This is a genomic window from Shewanella septentrionalis, from assembly GCF_025370265.1.
Lineage (GTDB): Bacteria > Pseudomonadota > Gammaproteobacteria > Enterobacterales > Shewanellaceae > Shewanella > Shewanella hafniensis.
Genome location: NZ_JAMTCC010000002.1, coordinates 134,763 through 154,286, shown reverse-complemented (window position 1 = coordinate 154,286; position 19,524 = coordinate 134,763). Strand labels below are relative to the sequence as shown.

The 19,524-nt window shown below is 45.4% G+C and carries 18 protein-coding genes and 3 tRNA genes; 8 read left to right on the top strand and 13 right to left on the bottom strand.

Annotated elements, in window-relative coordinates; all coding sequences use genetic code 11:
• Positions 1–71 precede the first annotated feature (71 nt).
• Entirely contained in the window at positions 72–662 is a 591-nt protein-coding gene (gene smrA, locus NE536_RS01815) for a DNA endonuclease SmrA (RefSeq protein ID WP_261271613.1), read from the bottom strand.
• 118 nt (positions 663–780) lie between these two features.
• On the opposite strand from smrA, the gene NE536_RS01810 reads away from it, so the two are divergent.
• The gene (locus tag NE536_RS01810; protein ID WP_261271612.1) at positions 781–1,356 is read left to right on the top strand and encodes a nuclear transport factor 2 family protein; all 576 of its coding nucleotides are present in this window, start codon (positions 781–783) and stop codon (positions 1,354–1,356) included.
• A 96-nt stretch (positions 1,357–1,452) separates the two neighbouring features.
• Positions 1,453–1,977, top strand: a complete 525-nt coding sequence (locus NE536_RS01805; protein ID WP_261271611.1) for a YchJ family protein — start codon at positions 1,453–1,455, stop codon at positions 1,975–1,977.
• Between the two features lie 18 nt (positions 1,978–1,995).
• Here the strand turns inward: NE536_RS01805 and NE536_RS01800 are convergent, their stop codons facing one another.
• The 3 genes from NE536_RS01800 to NE536_RS01790 all read right to left on the bottom strand — a co-directional run bounded on the left by NE536_RS01800 (position 1,996) and on the right by NE536_RS01790 (position 5,437).
• On the bottom strand, positions 1,996–4,179 hold the full coding sequence (locus NE536_RS01800) for a putative bifunctional diguanylate cyclase/phosphodiesterase (protein ID WP_261271610.1): 2,184 nt from the start codon (positions 4,177–4,179) through the stop codon (positions 1,996–1,998).
• 251 nt (positions 4,180–4,430) lie between these two features.
• Positions 4,431–4,718 (bottom strand): DUF406 family protein, encoded by a 288-nt coding sequence (locus tag NE536_RS01795; protein WP_006081553.1) that lies wholly within the window; start codon positions 4,716–4,718, stop codon positions 4,431–4,433.
• A 230-nt stretch (positions 4,719–4,948) separates the two neighbouring features.
• Positions 4,949–5,437: a VC2046/SO_2500 family protein gene (locus NE536_RS01790; RefSeq protein ID WP_261271609.1), complete on the bottom strand. Its 489-nt coding sequence runs from the start codon at positions 5,435–5,437 to the stop codon at positions 4,949–4,951.
• A gap of 125 nt (positions 5,438–5,562) precedes the next feature.
• On the opposite strand from NE536_RS01790, the gene NE536_RS01785 reads away from it, so the two are divergent.
• From NE536_RS01785 to NE536_RS01770, 4 genes are all read left to right on the top strand, one after another.
• Positions 5,563–5,647: transfer RNA gene (locus tag NE536_RS01785), tRNA-Tyr, on the top strand.
• A 71-nt stretch (positions 5,648–5,718) separates the two neighbouring features.
• Positions 5,719–5,803, top strand: a tRNA-Tyr gene (locus NE536_RS01780).
• An 84-nt stretch (positions 5,804–5,887) separates the two neighbouring features.
• A tRNA-Tyr gene (locus NE536_RS01775) sits at positions 5,888–5,972 on the top strand.
• A 249-nt stretch (positions 5,973–6,221) separates the two neighbouring features.
• Entirely contained in the window at positions 6,222–7,367 is a 1,146-nt protein-coding gene (locus tag NE536_RS01770; protein ID WP_012587722.1) for a PLP-dependent cysteine synthase family protein, read from the top strand.
• A 118-nt stretch (positions 7,368–7,485) separates the two neighbouring features.
• On the opposite strand, the gene queE is transcribed toward NE536_RS01770, so the two are convergent.
• Entirely contained in the window at positions 7,486–8,154 is a 669-nt protein-coding gene (gene queE / locus NE536_RS01765; RefSeq protein WP_261271608.1) for a 7-carboxy-7-deazaguanine synthase QueE, read from the bottom strand.
• A 171-nt stretch (positions 8,155–8,325) separates the two neighbouring features.
• Between queE and queC the strand changes: the two genes are divergently transcribed.
• Both queC and rrtA read left to right on the top strand, forming a co-directional pair.
• On the top strand, positions 8,326–9,048 hold the full coding sequence (queC, locus tag NE536_RS01760) for a 7-cyano-7-deazaguanine synthase QueC (protein ID WP_261271607.1): 723 nt from the start codon (positions 8,326–8,328) through the stop codon (positions 9,046–9,048).
• Positions 9,045–9,641 carry a rhombosortase gene (rrtA, locus tag NE536_RS01755; RefSeq protein ID WP_261271606.1) on the top strand — a complete coding sequence of 199 codons (597 nt, stop codon included), beginning with the start codon at positions 9,045–9,047 and terminating at the stop codon, positions 9,639–9,641. The genes queC and rrtA overlap by 4 nt, the downstream gene beginning before the upstream one ends.
• A 77-nt stretch (positions 9,642–9,718) precedes the next feature.
• On the opposite strand, the gene uvrB is transcribed toward rrtA, so the two are convergent.
• From uvrB to NE536_RS01715, 8 genes are all read right to left on the bottom strand, one after another.
• Positions 9,719–11,725 (bottom strand): excinuclease ABC subunit UvrB, encoded by a 2,007-nt coding sequence (uvrB, locus tag NE536_RS01750; protein WP_261271605.1) that lies wholly within the window; start codon positions 11,723–11,725, stop codon positions 9,719–9,721.
• 714 nt (positions 11,726–12,439) lie between these two features.
• Positions 12,440–13,201, bottom strand: coding sequence for a DNA adenine methylase (locus NE536_RS01745; RefSeq protein ID WP_261271604.1), 762 nt, complete (start codon positions 13,199–13,201; stop codon positions 12,440–12,442).
• A gap of 145 nt (positions 13,202–13,346) precedes the next feature.
• Positions 13,347–13,565, bottom strand: a complete 219-nt coding sequence (locus NE536_RS01740; protein WP_261271603.1) for a hypothetical protein — start codon at positions 13,563–13,565, stop codon at positions 13,347–13,349.
• Positions 13,562–15,397 (bottom strand): hypothetical protein, encoded by a 1,836-nt coding sequence (locus NE536_RS01735; protein WP_261271602.1) that lies wholly within the window; start codon positions 15,395–15,397, stop codon positions 13,562–13,564. Before NE536_RS01735 ends, NE536_RS01740 begins: the two co-directional genes overlap by 4 nt.
• 3 nt (positions 15,398–15,400) lie before the next feature.
• Positions 15,401–15,724 carry a hypothetical protein gene (locus NE536_RS01730; protein WP_261271601.1) on the bottom strand — a complete coding sequence of 108 codons (324 nt, stop codon included), beginning with the start codon at positions 15,722–15,724 and terminating at the stop codon, positions 15,401–15,403.
• 1 nt (position 15,725) lies between these two features.
• On the bottom strand, positions 15,726–16,025 hold the full coding sequence (locus NE536_RS01725; RefSeq protein WP_261271600.1) for a hypothetical protein: 300 nt from the start codon (positions 16,023–16,025) through the stop codon (positions 15,726–15,728).
• A 2-nt stretch (positions 16,026–16,027) separates the two neighbouring features.
• On the bottom strand, positions 16,028–16,978 hold the full coding sequence (locus tag NE536_RS01720; RefSeq protein ID WP_261271599.1) for a hypothetical protein: 951 nt from the start codon (positions 16,976–16,978) through the stop codon (positions 16,028–16,030).
• A 23-nt stretch (positions 16,979–17,001) separates the two neighbouring features.
• Positions 17,002–19,509, bottom strand: coding sequence for a hypothetical protein (locus tag NE536_RS01715; protein WP_261271598.1), 2,508 nt, complete (start codon positions 19,507–19,509; stop codon positions 17,002–17,004).
• Positions 19,510–19,524: the final 15 nt, after the last annotated feature.

The following is a 19,524-nucleotide window of genomic DNA, read 5'->3' as shown; positions in this document are numbered from 1 at the left end:
AAAACAAAATGCCCAACGAGATTGGGCATTTTTATTCGAGACTTTTTATTTCATACACGGCCTGTTTTGGTCTAACGCCAGCCCATGCCTTTACGATTGGCTTCACGGTTCTCAAGCTTTAGCTGTTCAGACTTAGTTAACATCACATACAGCGCCCCTGTGCCGCCCTGCTCCGTTTTCGCCGAATGATAGGCCAGCACCATATCCAGTTGTGATAACCAACAACACACAGCGGATTTGAGTAATCCAGCAAAGGGTTGGCTCTGATAACCTTTACCGTGGATCAACATCACGCACCGCTCACCGTGCGCCTGCGCTGCCAGTAAGTAGTTGAGTACAGCCTCGCGAGCTTGATTAAGTCGATAGGCATGCACATCGAGCTCCATCTTGATACTGTATTGCCCCATGCGTAAGCGCTTAAAAACGCCGCTTTGTACCCCTTCACGTTTAAAGCTGACAATCTCATCCGGGGCTTGCTGCACAAACGCCTTTAAATCCAGCGGCATACACGCTAAATAAGCTTCCCTTTGTAAGGCATCGCGTCTATTGATCTGCTCCGTCGTTAACGCTTTGGGCGCAAAACTCACCACAGGCACCTCACCTTTCAGGGGTACAACTCCGGCCATTTCCTCAAAAAACAGTGCTGATTCATCATCCAGCATGGCAAGCTCCTTTACTTCACACTCTTGTACAGAAACACACTTTGTAAACATTCAAGGCTTTAGTTCAGCGGGCGGCTCCATTATAGTGACGCCATGATTGCCAGATTAGAATAAAGTAATGAAATTTTTGCCGCTAGTCCTGATATGCCTATTGTCGCTGCCAAGCTTAGCCAATCCAGCTAAAACGCATACAAAATCCACAGATGATCAATTGATCAATGCTAATTATCCTTTATTTATTAGCGCTTTTAATCAATTATCCCCTGAAGTGACCCGTGAAATTTATGCCGATGATGCGAGCTACTTATCTGAGAGTCAAAGTAAAGAGATTTACTATGGACGAGATAATATCGTTGCGATTTACAAGAAATTTTTCGATAAAATCCGCGCTAAGAAAGCCAATATCGACGTGGATTTCCGCATTACTAAACGTAAAATTATCGGCAATGGTGCCATAGATACTGGCTATTATTTAGTTCGATTTTATCCCGCACAAGAAACGGGCGAACCTGTGAGTGAATTTGCAGGCAAATTTGCCATTGGTACAGAAAAAGTCTCAGCGACTCAGTGGAAAGTAAGTTTAGATACCAATAATCGTGCAGAACCTAGCTATTATCTGAATGCGAAACCTGTGCCTAACTTGTATTATGGCCGCCAGTTCCCGCCTTTGCCTGTCGGTAAAAAATTACCCTAAGTTTTGTACTGACGCTAATTTGCGCATTCAGATTCCAGCCTAATGCGTTAGAATAAAAGCCTAATTTATTAAATAAATCGATATCGCAAAGAATACATGACGACAACTGAACAACACTGCCCCTGTGGCAGTGGCAAACGCTATCAAGATTGCTGCTCTCCACTGCATATTCATCTGGATTCTGGGCAAGTCGTTGCGCGCACGCCCGAGCAACTCATGCGCTCACGCTACTGCGCATTTGTGTTGAAAAATTTTGATTATATATTAAAGACACATCACCCCGAGTATCTAAACGGTCTCACCCTAGCGAGTCTTAATACTGGCCCTCACCCACACTGGTTAGGACTAGAAGTACTCAGCAGCAGTGAAACACCCTCCCACAGCACTCAAGCGAGTCAAGCCGAAGATGAACCAAGACATGGCACAGTGACATTTAAGGCTTGGTACACACTCGAAGGTGAAATTGATGCTATCTATGAGCGTTCGGAATTCATCTATCAAACGGGTCGCTGGTATTACAGCCAAGGCCAGCAAATGACGGCGAAGTTACCCGGCAGAAATGATGCTTGCGTTTGCCATAGCGGTAAAAAATTCAAACAATGCTGCTTAAAATCCCTCTGATTTAACAAGTACACCAGTCTAGTGGGTCAAGACCGAAGGGCTTTTGGCCGACAAAATAAATTGTGCAAACTCAGGCTCCCGCAATGCGGGGCTATAGAGATAGCCCTGCGCCTGATGGCAAAAACTCTTCGCTAAAAAGGCTTCTTGTTCAAGGGTTTCAACCCCTTCTGCCGTCAAAGAGATATTCAAGGCACTCGCCATGGCGATAATGGCTGAGACAATTTCGCGGCTTTCGCGGCTCACAGTCAGATCTGAAATAAACGACCGATCAATCTTAAGTTTACTGATCGGGAACTGCTTCAAATAACGCATTGAGCTATAACCCGTGCCAAAATCGTCAATCGCAAGCCCTACGCCTAATTCCGCTAATTCTTGACATAACAAGGTCGCGTGGCGAATGTCGCCCATCAACTCAGTTTCAGTGATCTCTAAAATTAACGTCTTAGGTTTCAATCGATAACGAGTCAACAGCTGCCACACCTGCTCGAATAAATTGCCACTGAAAAACTGGCGAGCCGACACATTCACGTGCATTGTCATGTCCGCATTATGGTGTTGCCATAGGTTCAACTGGCGACATGCAGCCTCTAACACCCAGCTACCAATGGAATTAATCATCCCCGACTGCTCGGCAATGTCGATAAAAGATGCGGGAAATAACACGCCTCTTTTAGGATGATGCCAACGGATTAAAGCTTCAGCACCAATATAGGTATTCTGCTCTAAATCCCTCAGTGGCTGATAATAAAGCTCAAACTGACGGCCACGAATGGCACTGTGTAAATCGCGCTCTATCTGTGCATCTTCTTTAAATGCGCTCAACAAAGTACTGTTAAACACTTGGATTGCAGTGCCTTTTTTCTTTTTAGCATACTGAACAGCAATATCGGCACAGGTTAACGGCGCAAACAAACTCGCCACCGAGGCGATATCAACCACAGCTAAGGCAGGCTTAGGCTCTACTTGCTCGCGACCGATTAAGATAGGCATAGCCAGATGCTGATACAGACGCGTACTAAAATAGTCGAGATCGTATACCGCGTTATCATCGGTCAACAATACGGCAAATTCATCGCTGCCGACGCGGGCAATTTCGGTGGCTTTATTGATTTCGGAGAAATGTTTCAAACGGCGGGCAATTTCTATCAACAAGCTATCGCCATTCTCATGACCATAGGTATCGTTAAACCGCTTAAATCCTACTAAATCAACTAATAACAACAAACCTTTATTGGTACGTTCAAGCACTCGATTAAAGTGGGTGCGGTTATGTAGCCCCGTTAATCCACAGCGCCAAGCGAGGCGTTCAAGCTCTGACTTGTAGTTGTGCTCATCGGTATTTTCTTCACACGAGACCAAGGCATAATGATTGCCGCGATCAGTAATGAATTGACTCAAGACGTATGTCAGCCAATAACGGCTGCCATCAGTACGGCTAAACTGCACTTCGCCTTTGGCAATCTCGCCCCTAAATATCTGCGCTAGGGTTTGCTCGGCTAATTGGGCATGCTGCTTAAAAAAAGCCAATTCACGGATATTTGCGCCGATTATCTGCTCACGGGGCATGCCAGTAATTTCACTGTGTGCCTGATTCACATACTCGACTTTTTCAGTATGCAAATTAATGAGCATACTGATCTGTCGCGATTGCTCCGTCGCGCAGCGAAATAGGCTCAAACTTTCTTCTTTGTCGTAGCTGTGTTTTGTCGCTAAGGTCAGGGCTAATTGATCGGCCATCTGGCACGCGAGGTGGATTTCACTGTCGTGCCAATGGGGAGTGAACTGCGCCCGCTCGATGCAGAGCACACCTTCCAGACGACCATTGATGCGAATGGCGATGTCGAGAGTGGAATTGATGTGCCGCGGGATAAAGTAGCACTCTGCCAATTCACTTAAACGGGGATCGGTCAGCGTATTGCCAGCATCGATATGGCGCAGGGTTTTAAGCTCGTGCACATAACGGGGACAAGCTTGTAATAGTTTAGGCCTATGAATGTCTTGCAACATCATAGAACCAAATTGTGCAACGAGTGTTTGGGTTTGTTGATCAGCTGAAAACGTCCACACTGACACCAAAGAAACCGCTAAATTCTGGCACAACAACTCTGTGGCTAACTCTGCTGTCTTGGTGAAATCGCCCTGCTGTTTTGCAGTTGACTGAACCAAAGACTCCAATAAATGCTGATGCTGACGTCGCTTCACGCTGATTCCCTACAAAACTTCGTGTTGGGCTAAAGATCTTTGCTACGCGCAAACGTAGCTTGAAATATGCAATTAAGCTGATTGAATTATTCTTATTTGGAGGCAGATTACACTATCTATTGTAAGTGCAGCAACATGTGGCACAATTTATTACAATTCAGTTAACAACTGCAGCATTTTTAAACAGTTAAAACGATTAAGCTCGAATTCTATCCGCTAAAGTCTATCCGCTAAAAGTGCTGCACAAAAACTTATAAACCGTTTTCCAATTGGAAAATCATTTTCTCAGCGCTCACACCAAAGGTCAGCAGTAAATCGATACCCGCAGCCGTGGTCACAAACTCAGTTTGCACTTCAGCAAATCGAGCTTGGGCACGGCTCGCCATACTTTCTGCATCTGTTTGCGCGCTATCGCCAACAAAATTTAACGTCAATAAGGTATCGTGTTCATCAATGACGGCGCCGATATCGACAAAACTGCCACAATCGGTGCAAGTATCATTCACTGCCGGATTCTGTGCTTCTATTATGCCTTTCATCTGTATTCCTTATTTATAAAGCGACTGATTAACGGCATCACTAAACTATGCTCGCTAATTTATTTGCGCGGTAAGTGGCTAACTCGATAGGTTAATCAGAATTATAGGTAATTAAGCCTCAAGATAACTGGCTTTAGCTCACGCTTATTTACTGAAATGGCGCAGATTGACGCAATTGCTATTGCTATAGCAGAACACGCGTTTTAAAGAACACTTACAGGAGTTGGTAACTAGGCAGAAGCAAGCAGAGGCACCAGATTACGTTGGATTGCCAATTGATCGGCAAAATGCATGATTTCGACCTTAGGCGCGCTGAGTTGGCCCCTCTGCCTAAGCTGGGTGACATGATCACAGTTACTCAGGGCCTCGGCCATTGCTACGCTCTCACCGCCTCGGATCACTAAGGCTTCCGGTCGCAGTGCCTGCTGTAATTGAAATGCCCGCGGACCTTGCGCCATAAAAATACTGCTATTATCGACCACAGGTTCAGCAGAAGATAAATCTGCCATTAAGCTTTGCTGCGGTGGCAACTCGAACTGACGCTGTAATTTTTGCGCCATATCAAGCTCGTTTTGCCATTGAAATTGCGCCATGTCCCGTGCGTCAACCGACAGTAACGACAGCAACAGGGCGAATTCGCCCCGTCTGTCGTTTTCTATCGCCGCGTTTAAGCGGGGGCCAATTTGGGCTTCGTTGACTAAAGGAACATCAATTTGCATAAAAAAACATCGTCAAAACAATTCGTTGTTAGTTAATCGACCATTTGATGCATAACTTTAGGAAAATTTTTAAATTGGGTATTTACATGCAAAAGGTTTCTGACTACTATGGCGGCCGCAATTGAGGAGGGGTTCCCGAGTGGCCAAAGGGATCAGACTGTAAATCTGACGGCTCAGCCTTCGAAGGTTCGAATCCTTCTCCCTCCACCATTTGCACTGTAAGTTTGTGAGTGTTGTTCGAAAATGATGTAGAGTTTTACAAAAGCGTTAAAGGTATTTGTGGAGGGGTTCCCGAGTGGCCAAAGGGATCATACTGTAAATCTGACGGCTCAGCCTTCGAAGGTTCGAATCCTTCTCCCTCCACCATCTTTATCTCTAACGCAGATAATCATTTTCAAGTACCAAACATGGCCAATGTTTGGTTCAGTTTTAAAAGTAAAGAAAGTTTGTGGAGGGGTTCCCGAGTGGCCAAAGGGATCAGACTGTAAATCTGACGGCTCAGCCTTCGAAGGTTCGAATCCTTCTCCCTCCACCATTTCTTTCATTATCTATACCGCTGTTGTTCAACTTCCGTTTTGTCTATTCCAGTTTTATCTGCCATAGCTTCATCTATTCCTTTTGTTCTGATTACATTCTTTGTATTAGACTGCACTTCTGTTTAAGCCATCTTTTTAGTTCGCGATATTTGTCTTTAACATCAATCACGCTTCGCTCTACTTCAAGCTAATGCCCCCAAGCAGATCCAATAAAACCGCTTTACCCGTCCCTGTGATATGCTCTAAAAATGATCCCTTTCGAAGTGACTATGATGATATCTAACACAATTCAACCGCCAGTGGACTCACACAGCGCTCACAGACTCTGCCCAACGTGGGAAGCCCATGCAATAGGCAAGATTGAAGCGGATTTTCAGCGCAGCGCCGATACCCATTTGATTAAACTTGAATTACCTATGCTCGATGGCATAGATATTTATCTTAAAGATGAAAGTACCCACCCGACAGGCAGCTTAAAGCATCGCCTCGCCCGCTCACTCTTCCTCTATGCCCTGTGTAACGGCTGGATTAAACAAGGCACGCCGATTATCGAATCCTCATCGGGCAGCACAGCGATTTCTGAAGCCTATTTTGCCCGATTACTCGGTTTACCTTTTATTGCCGTGATGCCTAAAAGCACGGCTAAAAAGAAGATTGAACAGATCACTTTCTATGGCGGCCAATGTCATTTTGTCGATCATTCCAGTGAGATTTACGCCGAATCGGCACGCCTCGCCGCAGAGCTTGGCGGCCATTACATGGATCAATTCACCTACGCCGAGCGCGCGACCGACTGGCGCGGTAATAACAATATTGCCAATTCGATTTTCAATCAGATGGAGCGCGAGCCACATACTATCCCGCGTTGGATAGTGATGAGTCCGGGCACAGGCGGCACATCGGCGACCATAGGCCGTTACATCCGCTATCAAAGGTTGGCGACCCAGCTTTGCGTAGTTGATCCACAAAACTCGGTGTTTTTTGATTTCTATCAGAGTGGCGATGCTAGCTTAACCTGTTGCAATGGCAGTAAAATTGAAGGCATAGGTCGACCAAGAGTCGAGCCATCGTTTATTCCTGGCGTTGTGGATTCTATGCTGCAAATCCCCGACGCGGCTTCCGTAGCGACAATTCATTGGTTAGAACAACTGATTGGCCGTAAAACCGGCGCATCGACGGGCACTAACCTGTACGGTGCATTGCAACTTGCCGTACAAATGCAAGCGCGTGGAGAACAAGGCTCAATCGTCACCTTAATTTGCGACTCAGGTGAACGTTACCTCGATACCTATTACGATGCAGACTGGATTGCGGCTAACATCGGCGATATTGCCCCCTATCAGCGTCAACTTGCAGCATTCAATCATTTCGGCCAGTTAAGTGAGCTTGATTAATCGACTCGATGAAATCCCTTGAGTCGATGGCTTTAAAGTACACCGCTAAACGTCAGCCATAAAAAACGCCCCACAATTGTGAGGCGTTGTTTATCGTTTATAGATTAACTGAAGGGCATTAATCAATATTCAAATACTTATGGGTTTGGATCGATAAACGCCAATTACGGGCAATACACACCTTCATCGCCAGTTCAGTCGCTCTGTGCTTTTGGCTAATCGGCTGTAGGCAAATCGTTTTTGCGGAAATATCGATGTCTTGCAGTAACTCATCCAATTCAGCAATGTGATTTTCAGTGGCGATGGGATGCTTGATCTCATTGGCACGGTTAAGCGCCTGCGCTAATACCTTATAGCCCCCTTTCATGTTCACCTTGGGCGATACCGTCACCCAAGTGTCATAGGCACAGTTGATATCGAAGGTGCCACTGGTTTCGATTTGGGTCGCAAAGCCTTGGCTGTGCAAGGTTTCAGTTAATTCGCGTAAATCGTACATACAAGGCTCGCCGCCAGTAATCACGATATGGCGCGCAGTAAAACCTTTAGCATCAAAAGCAGCAATAAGACTTTGCGCGCTATGGTTTGCCCAGCGACCAATAGTGCCATCGACGGTAATCACTTGTTCAGGCGAGACCTTATTGGCTTCCAGCACATCCCATGTCTGTTTCGTGTCGCACCAAGCACATCCCACGGGACAACCTTGCAGGCGGACAAATATGGCGGGCACTCCGGTAAAGACGCCTTCACCTTGAATGGTTTCAAATACTTCGTTGACTGGGTAGTTCATGCTGGCGTTCCACTTTTCTGGGGCGGCATTTATAGTGGATTTTAGCTTGAGCTGCAAGTTTTTGCGCCGACAACGCCGATTTGATGTCGTTCGTCAGAGTTTGCAAGCCCTATGGCCTGAGTTACACTAACGGCCTATTTGAGAGTGTTCTACGGTGAAGTGAAATCTTTTATGTCAACGAGCTTAGTGTCAAAACCCTTAGCGTCCAAAGCAGTGGTAGTATTCAGTGGCGGACAAGATTCGACAACCTGTCTTATCCAAGCCCTAACCCAGTACGATGAAGTACACGGGATCACCTTTGACTACGGTCAACGTCACCGCGAAGAAATTGAAGTCGCCAAATCCTTAGCTAAACGCTTGAAAATCACCAGCCATAAAGTCATGGATGTCACCTTACTCAATGAGTTAGCGATATCGGCACTGACCCGTGATGCGATTCCCGTTTCACACGAGTTAATGGAAAATGGCCTGCCGAATACTTTTGTGCCTGGACGTAATATTCTGTTTTTAACGCTTGCGGGCATTTATGCCTACCAACTAGGCGCGCAGGCGATTATCACCGGCGTGTGTGAAACCGATTTTTCGGGTTACCCAGATTGCCGTAACGATTTTGTTAAAGCGATGGAATCTGCCTTAGTTCAAGGTATGGATAAACAACTGCAGATCATCACGCCCTTAATGTGGCTCAATAAGGCACAAACCTGGGCGCTGGCGGATAAATATTCGCAACTCGAACTGGTTCGTCACCATACACTCACTTGCTATAACGGCGTGATTGGCGATGGTTGTGGCGATTGCCCAGCTTGTCATCTGCGTAAACGGGGGTTGGACGATTATCTACAGGATAAAACCGCAGTCATGGCTTCACTCGACGCTAACGAGCCTAAGGCATGACACGCAGTCCCTATTGGGTTGCGCTGATAGTGAGTTTGATATGCGCGGGTTTGTATGTCGCGGGCTTAGCCAGTCCCGCTGTCGACAACCTGCTCGCCTATCGCCGCAGTGCCATTGCTGATGGCGAATGGTGGCGCTTAATCAGCGGTAATTTATTGCACACCAATCAGTGGCACCTGTTGATGAACCTTGCAGGGCTGTGGGTTGTACTGTTTTTGCATCATTTCCACTTCCATCTCAAAGGCTTAAGCGCACTGTTCCTAGTGTTATGTTTACTGGAAGGTGTAGGCTTATATTTGGGCTATCCGCAATTACTCGGTTATGTCGGCTTAAGCGGTATGTTGCATGGCTTATTCGCCTACGGCGCGGTGCAGGATATCGTCCGCAAGCTGCGCTCGGGCTATCTGCTACTCGTTGGCGTGTTCATCAAGATTGTCCACGAGCAGCTTTACGGCGCCAGCAATGATGTCACCGCCATGATAGGTGCGCGCGTGGCAACCGAAGCGCATTTGGTCGGTTTAATCTGCGGGCTGATTTGCGCTTTAGTGGTGTTCATCACGTTGAAGTTTCGCCCCGTAAAAGTCGCCGCTTAATTCACCAGCACGATCAAAAAAGCCGTCACAGCATAATTGCTGGACGACTTTTTTAGATCTTGAGCGCCGAGGTAAATCTAGGCCTTGATCAACAGATCCCGCAGATGTTTTACTTCATCACGCATCGCCGCCGCTTGTTCAAACTCTAAGTTGCGCGCATGTTCGTGCATCTTCTTCTCAAGCTTATCGATTTGATGGCTCAACTCAGTTGCATCAACTTTGTGGTAATCGGACTTAGACTCTGCCACTTTGCCATACACAGCTTTAGTGTCACGACCATCATCCACATCCATCACATCTGTAATACGTTTAACCACCCCCTTCGGAATGATCCCATGTTTTAGATTATGAGCCCGCTGTTTTTCGCGGCGCCGCTCAGTTTCACCCATGGCTTTGGCCATCGAATTAGTAATACGGTCAGCATAGAGGATCACTTTACCATTGACGTTTCGCGCGGCTCTGCCGATAGTTTGAATAAGCGAGCGTTCAGAACGCAGGAAGCCCTCTTTATCGGCATCTAAAATACACACCAAAGATACTTCCGGCATGTCTAAGCCTTCGCGTAAGAGGTTGATCCCAACCAACACATCAAACTTTCCTAATCGCAGATCGCGGATGATCTCCACTCGCTCCACCGTGTCGATGTCGGAATGCAAATAACGCACTTTCACACCATGCTCGTCGAGGTATTCGGTTAAATCCTCCGACATACGCTTGGTCAGTGTTGTAACTAATACCCGCTCATTCACCGCCACCCTTTTGGCGATTTCGGACAATAAATCATCCACTTGAATACCGACTGGGCGCACTTCTAATTCAGGATCAAGTAACCCTGTCGGTCGTACGACCTGCTCTGCAATCTCGCCTTCGCTCTTTTCTAACTCGTAGGCACTTGGCGTCGCCGACACATAAATGGTCTGCGGCATCAATTGTTCAAACTCTTCAAACTTGAGCGGGCGGTTATCTAATGCCGACGGTAAGCGGAAACCGTATTCCACGAGCGTGGTTTTACGGGAACGATCACCTTTGTACATAGCGCCGATTTGCGGCACAGTCACATGGGATTCGTCGATAATTAATAAGCCGTCAGCAGGCAAATAGTCGAGCAAGGTTGGCGGCCCTTCTCCAGGAGCGCGGCCAGACAAATAGCGCGAGTAGTTTTCGATACCGGAGCAGTAACCTAACTCCACCATCATTTCCACATCGTATTGCACTCGCTCATGAATACGCTGTGCTTCGATTAACTTATTGTTATCGAGTAAATATTGTTTACGATCACGCAGTTCTTCTTTAATGAACTCAGTGGCGGCGATAATTTTTTCCCGCGGCGTCACATAGTGAGTCTTAGGGTAAACCGTCGTACGTGCTATCCGTTTAATAATATGGCCCGTTAACGGGTCAAACTCACTTAAACGCTCAATCTCATCGTCGAACAATTCAACACGAATGGCATTACGCTCAGAATCGGCAGGAAAAACATCAATCACTTCTCCACGCACGCGATAGGTGCAGCGCTGCAGTTCAATATCATTACGCGTATATTGCAACTCACTGAGACGGATTAAGATATCACGCTGCCCCATCACATCGCCTTGACGTAGATGCAGCAACATTTTTAAATAGGAATCGGGATCACCCAAACCATAAATGGCCGACACAGAGGCGATGAGCACCACATCTTTGCGCTCTAACAGCGCCTTGGTCGCCGACAGGCGCATTTGCTCAATGTGGGCATTTACTGACGCATCTTTCTCAATAAAAGTGTTAGATGCAGGCACATAGGCTTCTGGCTGATAGTAATCGTAGTAAGAGACAAAATACTCGACCGCATTATGGGGAAAGAACTCTTTCATCTCGCCATAAAGCTGTGCCGCCAAGGTTTTATTCGGCGCCATGATAATAGTCGGGCGACCCAACTTTTGGATCACATTGGCAATCGTGAAGGTTTTACCTGAGCCCGTCACCCCAAGTAAGGTTTGGCAAGCTAAACCCGCTTCGAGTCCATCGACTAATTTGGCTATCGCTGTAGGTTGGTCGCCTGCGGGGGCGAATTGCGATTCAAGCTGAAAAACAGATTCTGACACGCGCACATATCCTTTTAATGAGTCGCCCCATTCTAATCAAGTCACCGACTAAGCTCCACAGTTATCCTTACTGTCGCTATTCATTACGCCGCAACACCGCCAGATGACAATTTAGTGGAAGCAACATGAAACTTTTACACCAAGTCATTTTCAACGATTTTTGCTTACAAAACACCCGCAAACTAAGCAAAAATGCCAATTTAATACACAAGAAATCAATTTCGTTCGATTACAAAATTGCAACCTGACTTACCCCCTCAACAAAAACCACTTGCTTTTAGTATGCACTTGATAATGCTTATATTTATTTTTGAACCCCAAAATAGTGCATTTTAAGTCCGCCGCCCATACGCCAAGGCTTTGACGGCCGTTTATCAGGACAACTCACAGGGTTATCCACAGATTTTGTTGATAAGTCGAAATAACCTAGAAACCACGCGGGATTGGAGGCTGTCATGCCCCCGAATAACAGCCAGTCAACATTTGGTAATTTAATTACATTTGATAAATGTTGCTACTTGTATCAATTTCACTAATGTAGCGCGCCACGAAATTTGATAAACCAATTCACCTAGATTGAAAATTAGTGATTGATTTATTACTAAGTGCTTCACTTAGTTTGATAAATATGGGTTCATTCAATTTGATAAACTTCTCAAAAAGCCCCCTAAAACGAGAGCTATTGAGTCTTTTCTACCTAGTTAATACATTGGCTTACCAGTTCCAAATAAGCAGTTCTTGCTGCTCTCCAGAGCGTTGTGAGCCTCCAACTGTGTATCGTATATCTAGTGTTTTCATTTGCAACCCAGCGAATGCGTCGCGCATTTCTGGTATGTCATTAACACTGATAACCATTTTACCTTTTATTAACTTAGCAAGTTCAGCCATTAATTCATATTGCTCTAATCCAAACTCTACACCATAGCCTGCCGTACTCCAGTAAGGCGGGTCTAAATAGAACAAGGTTTCTGGCTTATCGTATCGTCTTACGCACTCAGCCCAGTCCAACCGCTCGATATAGGTTCTTGCCAAGCGTAGGTGAGCAACGCTGAGATCTTCCTCAATCCTTAACAAGTTCAAGCCAGCTGGTCGAGACGCTGAACACCCAAAGTTCTGACCGGAAACTTTACCGCCGAAGGCCAGTTTTTGCAGATAGAAGAAACGACTCGCTCGCTGAATATCAGTCAGTGTTTCAGGGTTAGTATTCTTCTGCCATAGGAACTCTTCACGGCTGATTAAAGCCCATTTAAAGTGCCTTATAAACTCCTCTAAATGATGTTTAATGACTCGATATAGATTGACGAGATCGCCATTCATATCGTTGACCACTTCCACCCTCGCCTCATCCTTGCTAAAGAACATTGCAGCGCCGCCGCAGAAGGGTTCGACATAGGTATGGTGTTCAGGGAATAGCGGTAAAATCTGCTTAACTAATCTACGCTTACCACCCATCCAAGGGATAATCGGTTTTGGCATGTGAGCCTCCTTTTTTAGGATTTTTTATGCTAGGCTCGGTTCGCCGTGTCGACGCGGTGAGGGAGCCTTGGTTGGCTCACAGGGTCTAATCCTGTGTGTTGACGGTCTAGCAGTGTTGGTAGCATTGCTAGACCGCTCTCTTTTATTAAATCTCTAATTCAACATACGTCAGGTCGGCTGCTTGGCCTTGGATCTGACCATCGACGATATACACTTTCCCGCTGACAACTGAGTCACCCAAAACGGTCTGATAACTGCCATCGGCGTGCTGTACTGTTGTGGTGCCATTTGTCACGTTAATCACAGTGGCAACACTGCGCTGGGGCTTAGGGTTTAAGTTCGCTAAGCGTTGATAGATGTTCATGCTGCTACCTCATTACGCAATAGCGTCACAGTCTGATTCACTGTAACCATGCCCGTTGACTCATTAATGCTGCCGCTTATGCTGAAGCTTTCACACACTGACTTAAACACCTCGGCACCTTTGCGAACCCCAATTAACATGCCTGGTCGCATGGGTGGCAAATCCGCCATGACCTTTGCGCGAATGCTGTTTTGCACCTTATTACCTGCGTTAGCTAATTCGGCCGTTGCGCGCATTCTTGCGGCTTGATTATCAGTGATTAACTTATCCACTATATCACCAGCAAAGTTGTCACCAGCGGTCCCGAAACGTTTCACTTTCGCCGCCACGCCTTGCTGTTCACCACGTACAAACACCGCATTAGCATCGGGACGAATGTCGGTACGCTCGTTAAATTCGAGGATCACTCCATCATGCAAAATCACATCGGGAATTGCGCTTGCGGTATTCCAAGGCACGACTGGCCACTGAGGGATCACGGTTATGGTCTGAGTTTCATCGTTCACATCGAGCATGGCCCCAATGCTATTTGCCATCATGTTAATCGCTTCGGCGGGTGTTTTAGCGGCATAACTAAAGGCATTTGCAGGCACGGGGTAATCAGTGATCTGGCTGGCGACAGTCCACCCAGTGTTGGCAACTATATCGGCCATTAAGCCAATAAAGCTGCGGGCTACTACGTTCACATAGTTGATGGCCTTTCGGTTCGGGCTGGCGAGTGTGGCTAAACGGCCTCGACCTGTCGCGCTATAACTGGTTTTGCCAAAAGCTTTGGACTCGCTTGGAGACTCACAAAGCATGTAAAAGTCATAGCCGTTAATGCTTATTTTCAGTAATTCATTTGCGGCACGCTCGGCATCAATACGGGATGAAAACGCTAAGCTTCCGCTACTGGCCCATTGCGAACGGGACTGGGAAATAGATACAGATTTGAGCACCACAGCAACGCCGTCACTCACTCGAACACAACTGATTTGAGGCTGCATGAGGTAACTCCTTCTGATTTGCGGTTCGATGGGGATCTTAAAATCAATGGTGGGTAACGGCGGATTGGCATCGATGAGGCCACCGCCATCGTCCCAGTAGCAATAATTTGGTGATGCTGTGAACCGTAAAACAACAGGGTTTGGTTGTGTAGATGATGGCTCATCAAACCTGATTGTGACCTTACCTACTGGTGGTCGGTATTTGGTTGAACAAACCCAACGTGGTTCGTGGAAGCCCCATTTAATTGACTTCTCATCACCGATTGCAAATCCGCGATAGTGAATCATCAGGTCGTATTCGTGAATTTCACTATATAGCCACGTGATATTAGTGGCCAATTGATATGATGATGTGTCCAGCCAATTTAACATGGTGTTCAAATCATGGTTGTCAGGAACCAACCAATCAAATGCCAAAGTAATTTGATGTGCAGCGGGTAAAGCCCAGCTTACGGCGATGTTGGTTCTGACGTGTTCATCATTAAACAACCAATGCACACTCCAAACATGGTCAACCGCAATATTGCTAACCCAATTCGATTCAAAATTCGTAACTTCAGCGTTGTAGCTCAACCAAGGCGATTCGACTGCAACATGGTGATCACGAGCAAACTCAGCCAATAGTAATGCTTGTTCAACTTCATCCAGCGCAAACCAACTGATACCAACTTCAATACCAAATGTTCGGTCGATTACTATTTCACTAACATTGAAATCAACTACGATATCAACGGGGATATTAATTGGCACACTCACTGGTGCATCATTACCGCTTTCAGCAAACCGTAAGATGATCGGTGATGTTTTATTTAACCAAGGCTTACTGAATCGCAGAATGATTGCCATTGGTTAAATCTCAATATAAGTGGTAGTGGCCTGTAATACGAAATTAGAAGGTGTAGTAACATCTTGTGCGGTAATGGGTTGCGACAATACGAAAGTGGCACCATTCCAATAGCCCACATGTGTAATCGTCACAGGGTCAGTGATTGGCATGCTGACATTATCTGTCAAATAAATACGCCCACCACTGGCTGCACTAAATACTACAACACCCCTAGGTATGTCTATTTCACCCACAGTACCGTCCGCACCCGGTTCATCAGTGTGTAAACTAACATGGGTCAGCGTTATAGTATTCAACATGGCATTTCTAGTCGCTACATTGATCATATCATTGGCTCATATCATATGGTGTACTAACTATTTGACAATTTATACCATCAACGGCACTAACGTTAAAAACTGCATCATCATCAACCATCAGTAATAATAAATTATTGGATATAATATAATCCATTGGTAAGCGAACTTTTACAGTGTTTGATTGTGTATTATTCAGTACAGTAAGGCATTCGGTTGTAATTCTATTCATAACAATTAAACGCTCGGCATCTGCATCTAATGACACCTCTAATATAGCTATAGATGTCGGATACAATGCCGAATCTCGCACTAAGAAAAGTATTGACATATTTACCACTCAACTATATTTATCCAACGATTAGCGCCACTACTATCACCCGGCATTAACATATAATCTTGCCCAAAAAAATTACGAGTTATTGGGAATGTTATAGTTTTATACCCAACAAAAGAGGAAATCAGCAGCCCCGGCAGTACGCCTCTTTGTTGTGGTTGTAGCAAGCTATGATTCACAGGTATGTTCAATGAATCTCTGACTGAACCTGTAATTGACAATGATAAAGGGGCAAAATTGAGAACTACACCAGCAGTTTCATGGGCATCATTACTAGTGTATGTTGCACTATAAGTTATTGAACTTAATGCTATATTATTTAAAGCATTTGTACTCGCGCTACTACCATCCGTTTGATAGAGTTTAGGATTGCAGCTAATTGTGGATGCAAACAAATTTCTACCATTGTAACCGGGTCCATTGTCGGCGTTAGCTGTACTGCCTATGAACCTACCTTGGTCATTACTGACAAATGAATCTAAATCACCAATAAAAAAAGAATAAACACATTTCGTGTAGTTGGTAATAGAGCTATTCATTATTGCAAAATAAAAACCTGTGCTGGTACCAATCAATATCCATTGATTATTTGTTGGCCCAACGCCTGAGTTGAAAATGGAGGTTTGATACCCGGGTCTAATCAACGCATCTAACGCTGACATACTCTGTGCAGTCTGATAGATTAGATTTGATGCGGCCGTATCTGTGCCTTGTGTATTCCAAATCTGAACATAGCTTCCGCTACCATCTGTCGTATTATTACGAAATGCTATTTTAAAAGTACCAGTATTTTCAAAAACCACTGACCAACCCAGTGGTAATTTTTCACCATAACCACTAACCAAGCATTTTCTAAATATATCAATGACTGAGCTGACGGATTTAGCGTTATTTATTTGTGGCGCACCTGCATCGTCCCAACGATAAATAGTTACTGGTAATCCCATTTCTATCTCCTAAAATCGGCTTATTAAGATTCGTTGCCACGGAACGCGAGCACTGCGCGGTCGGTGGTGATTTGACTGTGACCGCTGCGTACTGTACGCAAGAGCATAGCTGGTTTTGATGCGGCATAACTTCTAAAACGAACTGCTTCACCCGCATTCCAACCACCTCCAAACGCACCTGAGCGAATGATGAAATAGGGTAATAAAGTCAGAGGGTTCACTGGTGCAAAATCGTTAAGCGTGTCACCTGTTGCTATTTGACCTAGGCGACGACCAACGCACCTGAATGACGTTGGGCCTGTGAATATCAGCACCCAATCTTCATTGACAGCAGTATCGTTGCGTACCTCAATTGGGAAATCCACTGTGTTCATGTTTGCCGTTGCAGGTGTACCATCTAAATCCCAATTGTTAGACCATGCCGTCATATCGCGCACAGTGCCGATGCGAGCTTGTAAATCACCCAAATTTTGAATGCTGGACACATTGGAACCAACGGGATATGTGGTACTAAGTGGGGATGCAAGCACTAATGATGTGGGGTTCACCTCGACCACCAATGCGGTTTCACCCATTATGTCAGTAAGGATAAATGGTGCTGTAAATCCAGCAAAATCACTGTTGATAGTCACAACGCCTGTCGATTTTACCCAAGTGTAATGCGTGTCGGTCAATGTCCAAAGTGACTTACCATCAGCATCAGTAATGTCAACAAATCGTGTATTCTCACGTGCATTGTATGTTTGGGCTGGTGTTGGGCTGGTGACTAACTGCACCTCAGTATGTTGTATAGCAATGTTTGTCCATGCGGTGAATGCATTGACTAAACCACCGTTTTTAATCCGCAATGGATTCAAACCGTAGAGTTCAGGTGGTGGCGATAGTGTAACGGTTTCACTAATGTCATAACGCAAGGTGCTTAGATATACACGCTGAGTAAAAGTGAGTGACACCGCACCGTTTACAATCGTACCACTCACGCCAGCACCTGTGACAACACCCGTACTGTTGGCCGATGCACTCAGTAGTGTGTCACTGGTTGTTGAAACTGTGAGGTAGAATGTATCGAGGATTGGCGAATCTGATTTGAGAATAAATTCGACTGTCAAATCACCCGGTGGTGTGACTTCACCCGGCACAGTCTCAACGAGTAGGCAATCATATGTGTATGTAAAATCACCCCTGAAATCGAGGTTTTTAGTGACGATACCTGTGGTGGCATCAATGTAACCAACAATGTTGTTGTTAGATTCAATCAAAGGTATTGCGGTGATATCCAAAGCAGGTGAAGTGGTACGCATGTTAATATTGCTTTTACCATACGTAGTATTGACAAATGTTATTTCACCAAACAATTTATCCTTGACCATTAACCTGTTAGATGGGAATGTCAAATTTGAATAGTAAACATCATACTTATCATCACTAATATAGCTGGCACCAATACTGTAACCGACAGGTGGTGTATAACCTGAAAATATCACAGTGACAGTTGTACCGATAACACTGAGAATAGCATTCTGAGCCCATGCACCTGAATATTTTACATTCTGTATACCGTTATCATTGAACCAATCTGAGATCAGTAAATCTGGTAATTCAAAAATATAAGTGCTCTGACCTGTCACTGAGGGGAGCGATACAGTTTTATACACCATAGATTGTATGTTACTCACACCACCAACCACACCACCTTGTGAATCTTCAACACCTTCAAGTGCATTACCAGCACTGATCGAAATGGTTTTGACTTTTGGTAGTAACTCAACCGATGTTGATTCAACTGCCAGTACGGCTGAGTTGGTCGCCGCCGTGAGTTTGGTCGCACCGTGATATTTAATACCATCATTCTGTGATGTATAGCGCAAATGTGTACAACCCGTTTTACCATTGATTGTTACATCATAATTGGGTGTATCGAACGGTATGGCAGGTTTGAAATTTACCAACCCACCAGTACCACCAGTCACTGTTTGCTGAATTTGGCAAAAATGTTCAAACCTTGGATATAAAGCATCCTCTGCACCGGGATATTCCACCGATATCACGATTGTTTGACCCTGCACCAATGTGATGTTTTCGTAAAATTCCCGACCGTTGAACTGATATATGCTCTGCAAATATGGCCGAGGAAATGTATCCTGACCAGCAAGTAGCCCAATCAGTCGATTGCGGATCAACTGGCCAGCACGCACAGATGATTCCAGAATCTCAACCATATCGGTCATGCGGTCGGCATCACTCAATGTCTCTGACTCAGCTATCAATAAACTGACCAGTTCATCTGTTGGCCTTTGGCTAATGAATATGTGACCATCGAGCAAGATGCTTGTGTCAGGCGTATCAAGTGCAGGGTAGCACTTAACAATATCAACAGCAGATTGTGAGTGGTCAATATCTGAAATGGCGCGAAATAGTTCGTTTAGCTTGCCAGACTCCACCGCCAGCTTGGTACGTTGTCCACCCGCATCATCGCTTGAGCCCAATTGCTCTGGTTTGAATACTTTTAAATCTGCACGGGAAATAGTCATAGCACTCTCACAATA

Bases quoted from the DNA above. Each gene is read 5' to 3' on its own strand.
- NE536_RS01735 (WP_261271602.1), bottom strand. From the start codon at position 15,397: ATGGCAATCATTCTGCGATTCAGTAAGCCTTGGTTAAATAAAACATCA.
- NE536_RS01715 (WP_261271598.1), bottom strand. From the start codon at position 19,509: ATGACTATTTCCCGTGCAGATTTAAAAGTATTCAAACCAGAGCAATTG.
- NE536_RS01725 (WP_261271600.1), bottom strand. From the start codon at position 16,025: ATGTCAATACTTTTCTTAGTGCGAGATTCGGCATTGTATCCGACATCT.
- NE536_RS01790 (WP_261271609.1), bottom strand. From the start codon at position 5,437: ATGCAAATTGATGTTCCTTTAGTCAACGAAGCCCAAATTGGCCCCCGC.
- NE536_RS01795 (WP_006081553.1), bottom strand. From the start codon at position 4,718: ATGAAAGGCATAATAGAAGCACAGAATCCGGCAGTGAATGATACTTGC.
- NE536_RS01745 (WP_261271604.1), bottom strand. From the start codon at position 13,201: ATGCCAAAACCGATTATCCCTTGGATGGGTGGTAAGCGTAGATTAGTT.
- NE536_RS01730 (WP_261271601.1), bottom strand. From the start codon at position 15,724: ATGATCAATGTAGCGACTAGAAATGCCATGTTGAATACTATAACGCTG.
- NE536_RS01770 (WP_012587722.1), top strand. From the start codon at position 6,222: ATGATCCCTTTCGAAGTGACTATGATGATATCTAACACAATTCAACCG.
- NE536_RS01720 (WP_261271599.1), bottom strand. From the start codon at position 16,978: ATGGGATTACCAGTAACTATTTATCGTTGGGACGATGCAGGTGCGCCA.
- queC (WP_261271607.1), top strand. From the start codon at position 8,326: ATGTCAACGAGCTTAGTGTCAAAACCCTTAGCGTCCAAAGCAGTGGTA.
- NE536_RS01810 (WP_261271612.1), top strand. From the start codon at position 781: ATGAAATTTTTGCCGCTAGTCCTGATATGCCTATTGTCGCTGCCAAGC.
- queE (WP_261271608.1), bottom strand. From the start codon at position 8,154: ATGAACTACCCAGTCAACGAAGTATTTGAAACCATTCAAGGTGAAGGC.
- NE536_RS01805 (WP_261271611.1), top strand. From the start codon at position 1,453: ATGACGACAACTGAACAACACTGCCCCTGTGGCAGTGGCAAACGCTAT.
- NE536_RS01740 (WP_261271603.1), bottom strand. From the start codon at position 13,565: ATGAACATCTATCAACGCTTAGCGAACTTAAACCCTAAGCCCCAGCGC.
- rrtA (WP_261271606.1), top strand. From the start codon at position 9,045: ATGACACGCAGTCCCTATTGGGTTGCGCTGATAGTGAGTTTGATATGC.
- smrA (WP_261271613.1), bottom strand. From the start codon at position 662: ATGCTGGATGATGAATCAGCACTGTTTTTTGAGGAAATGGCCGGAGTT.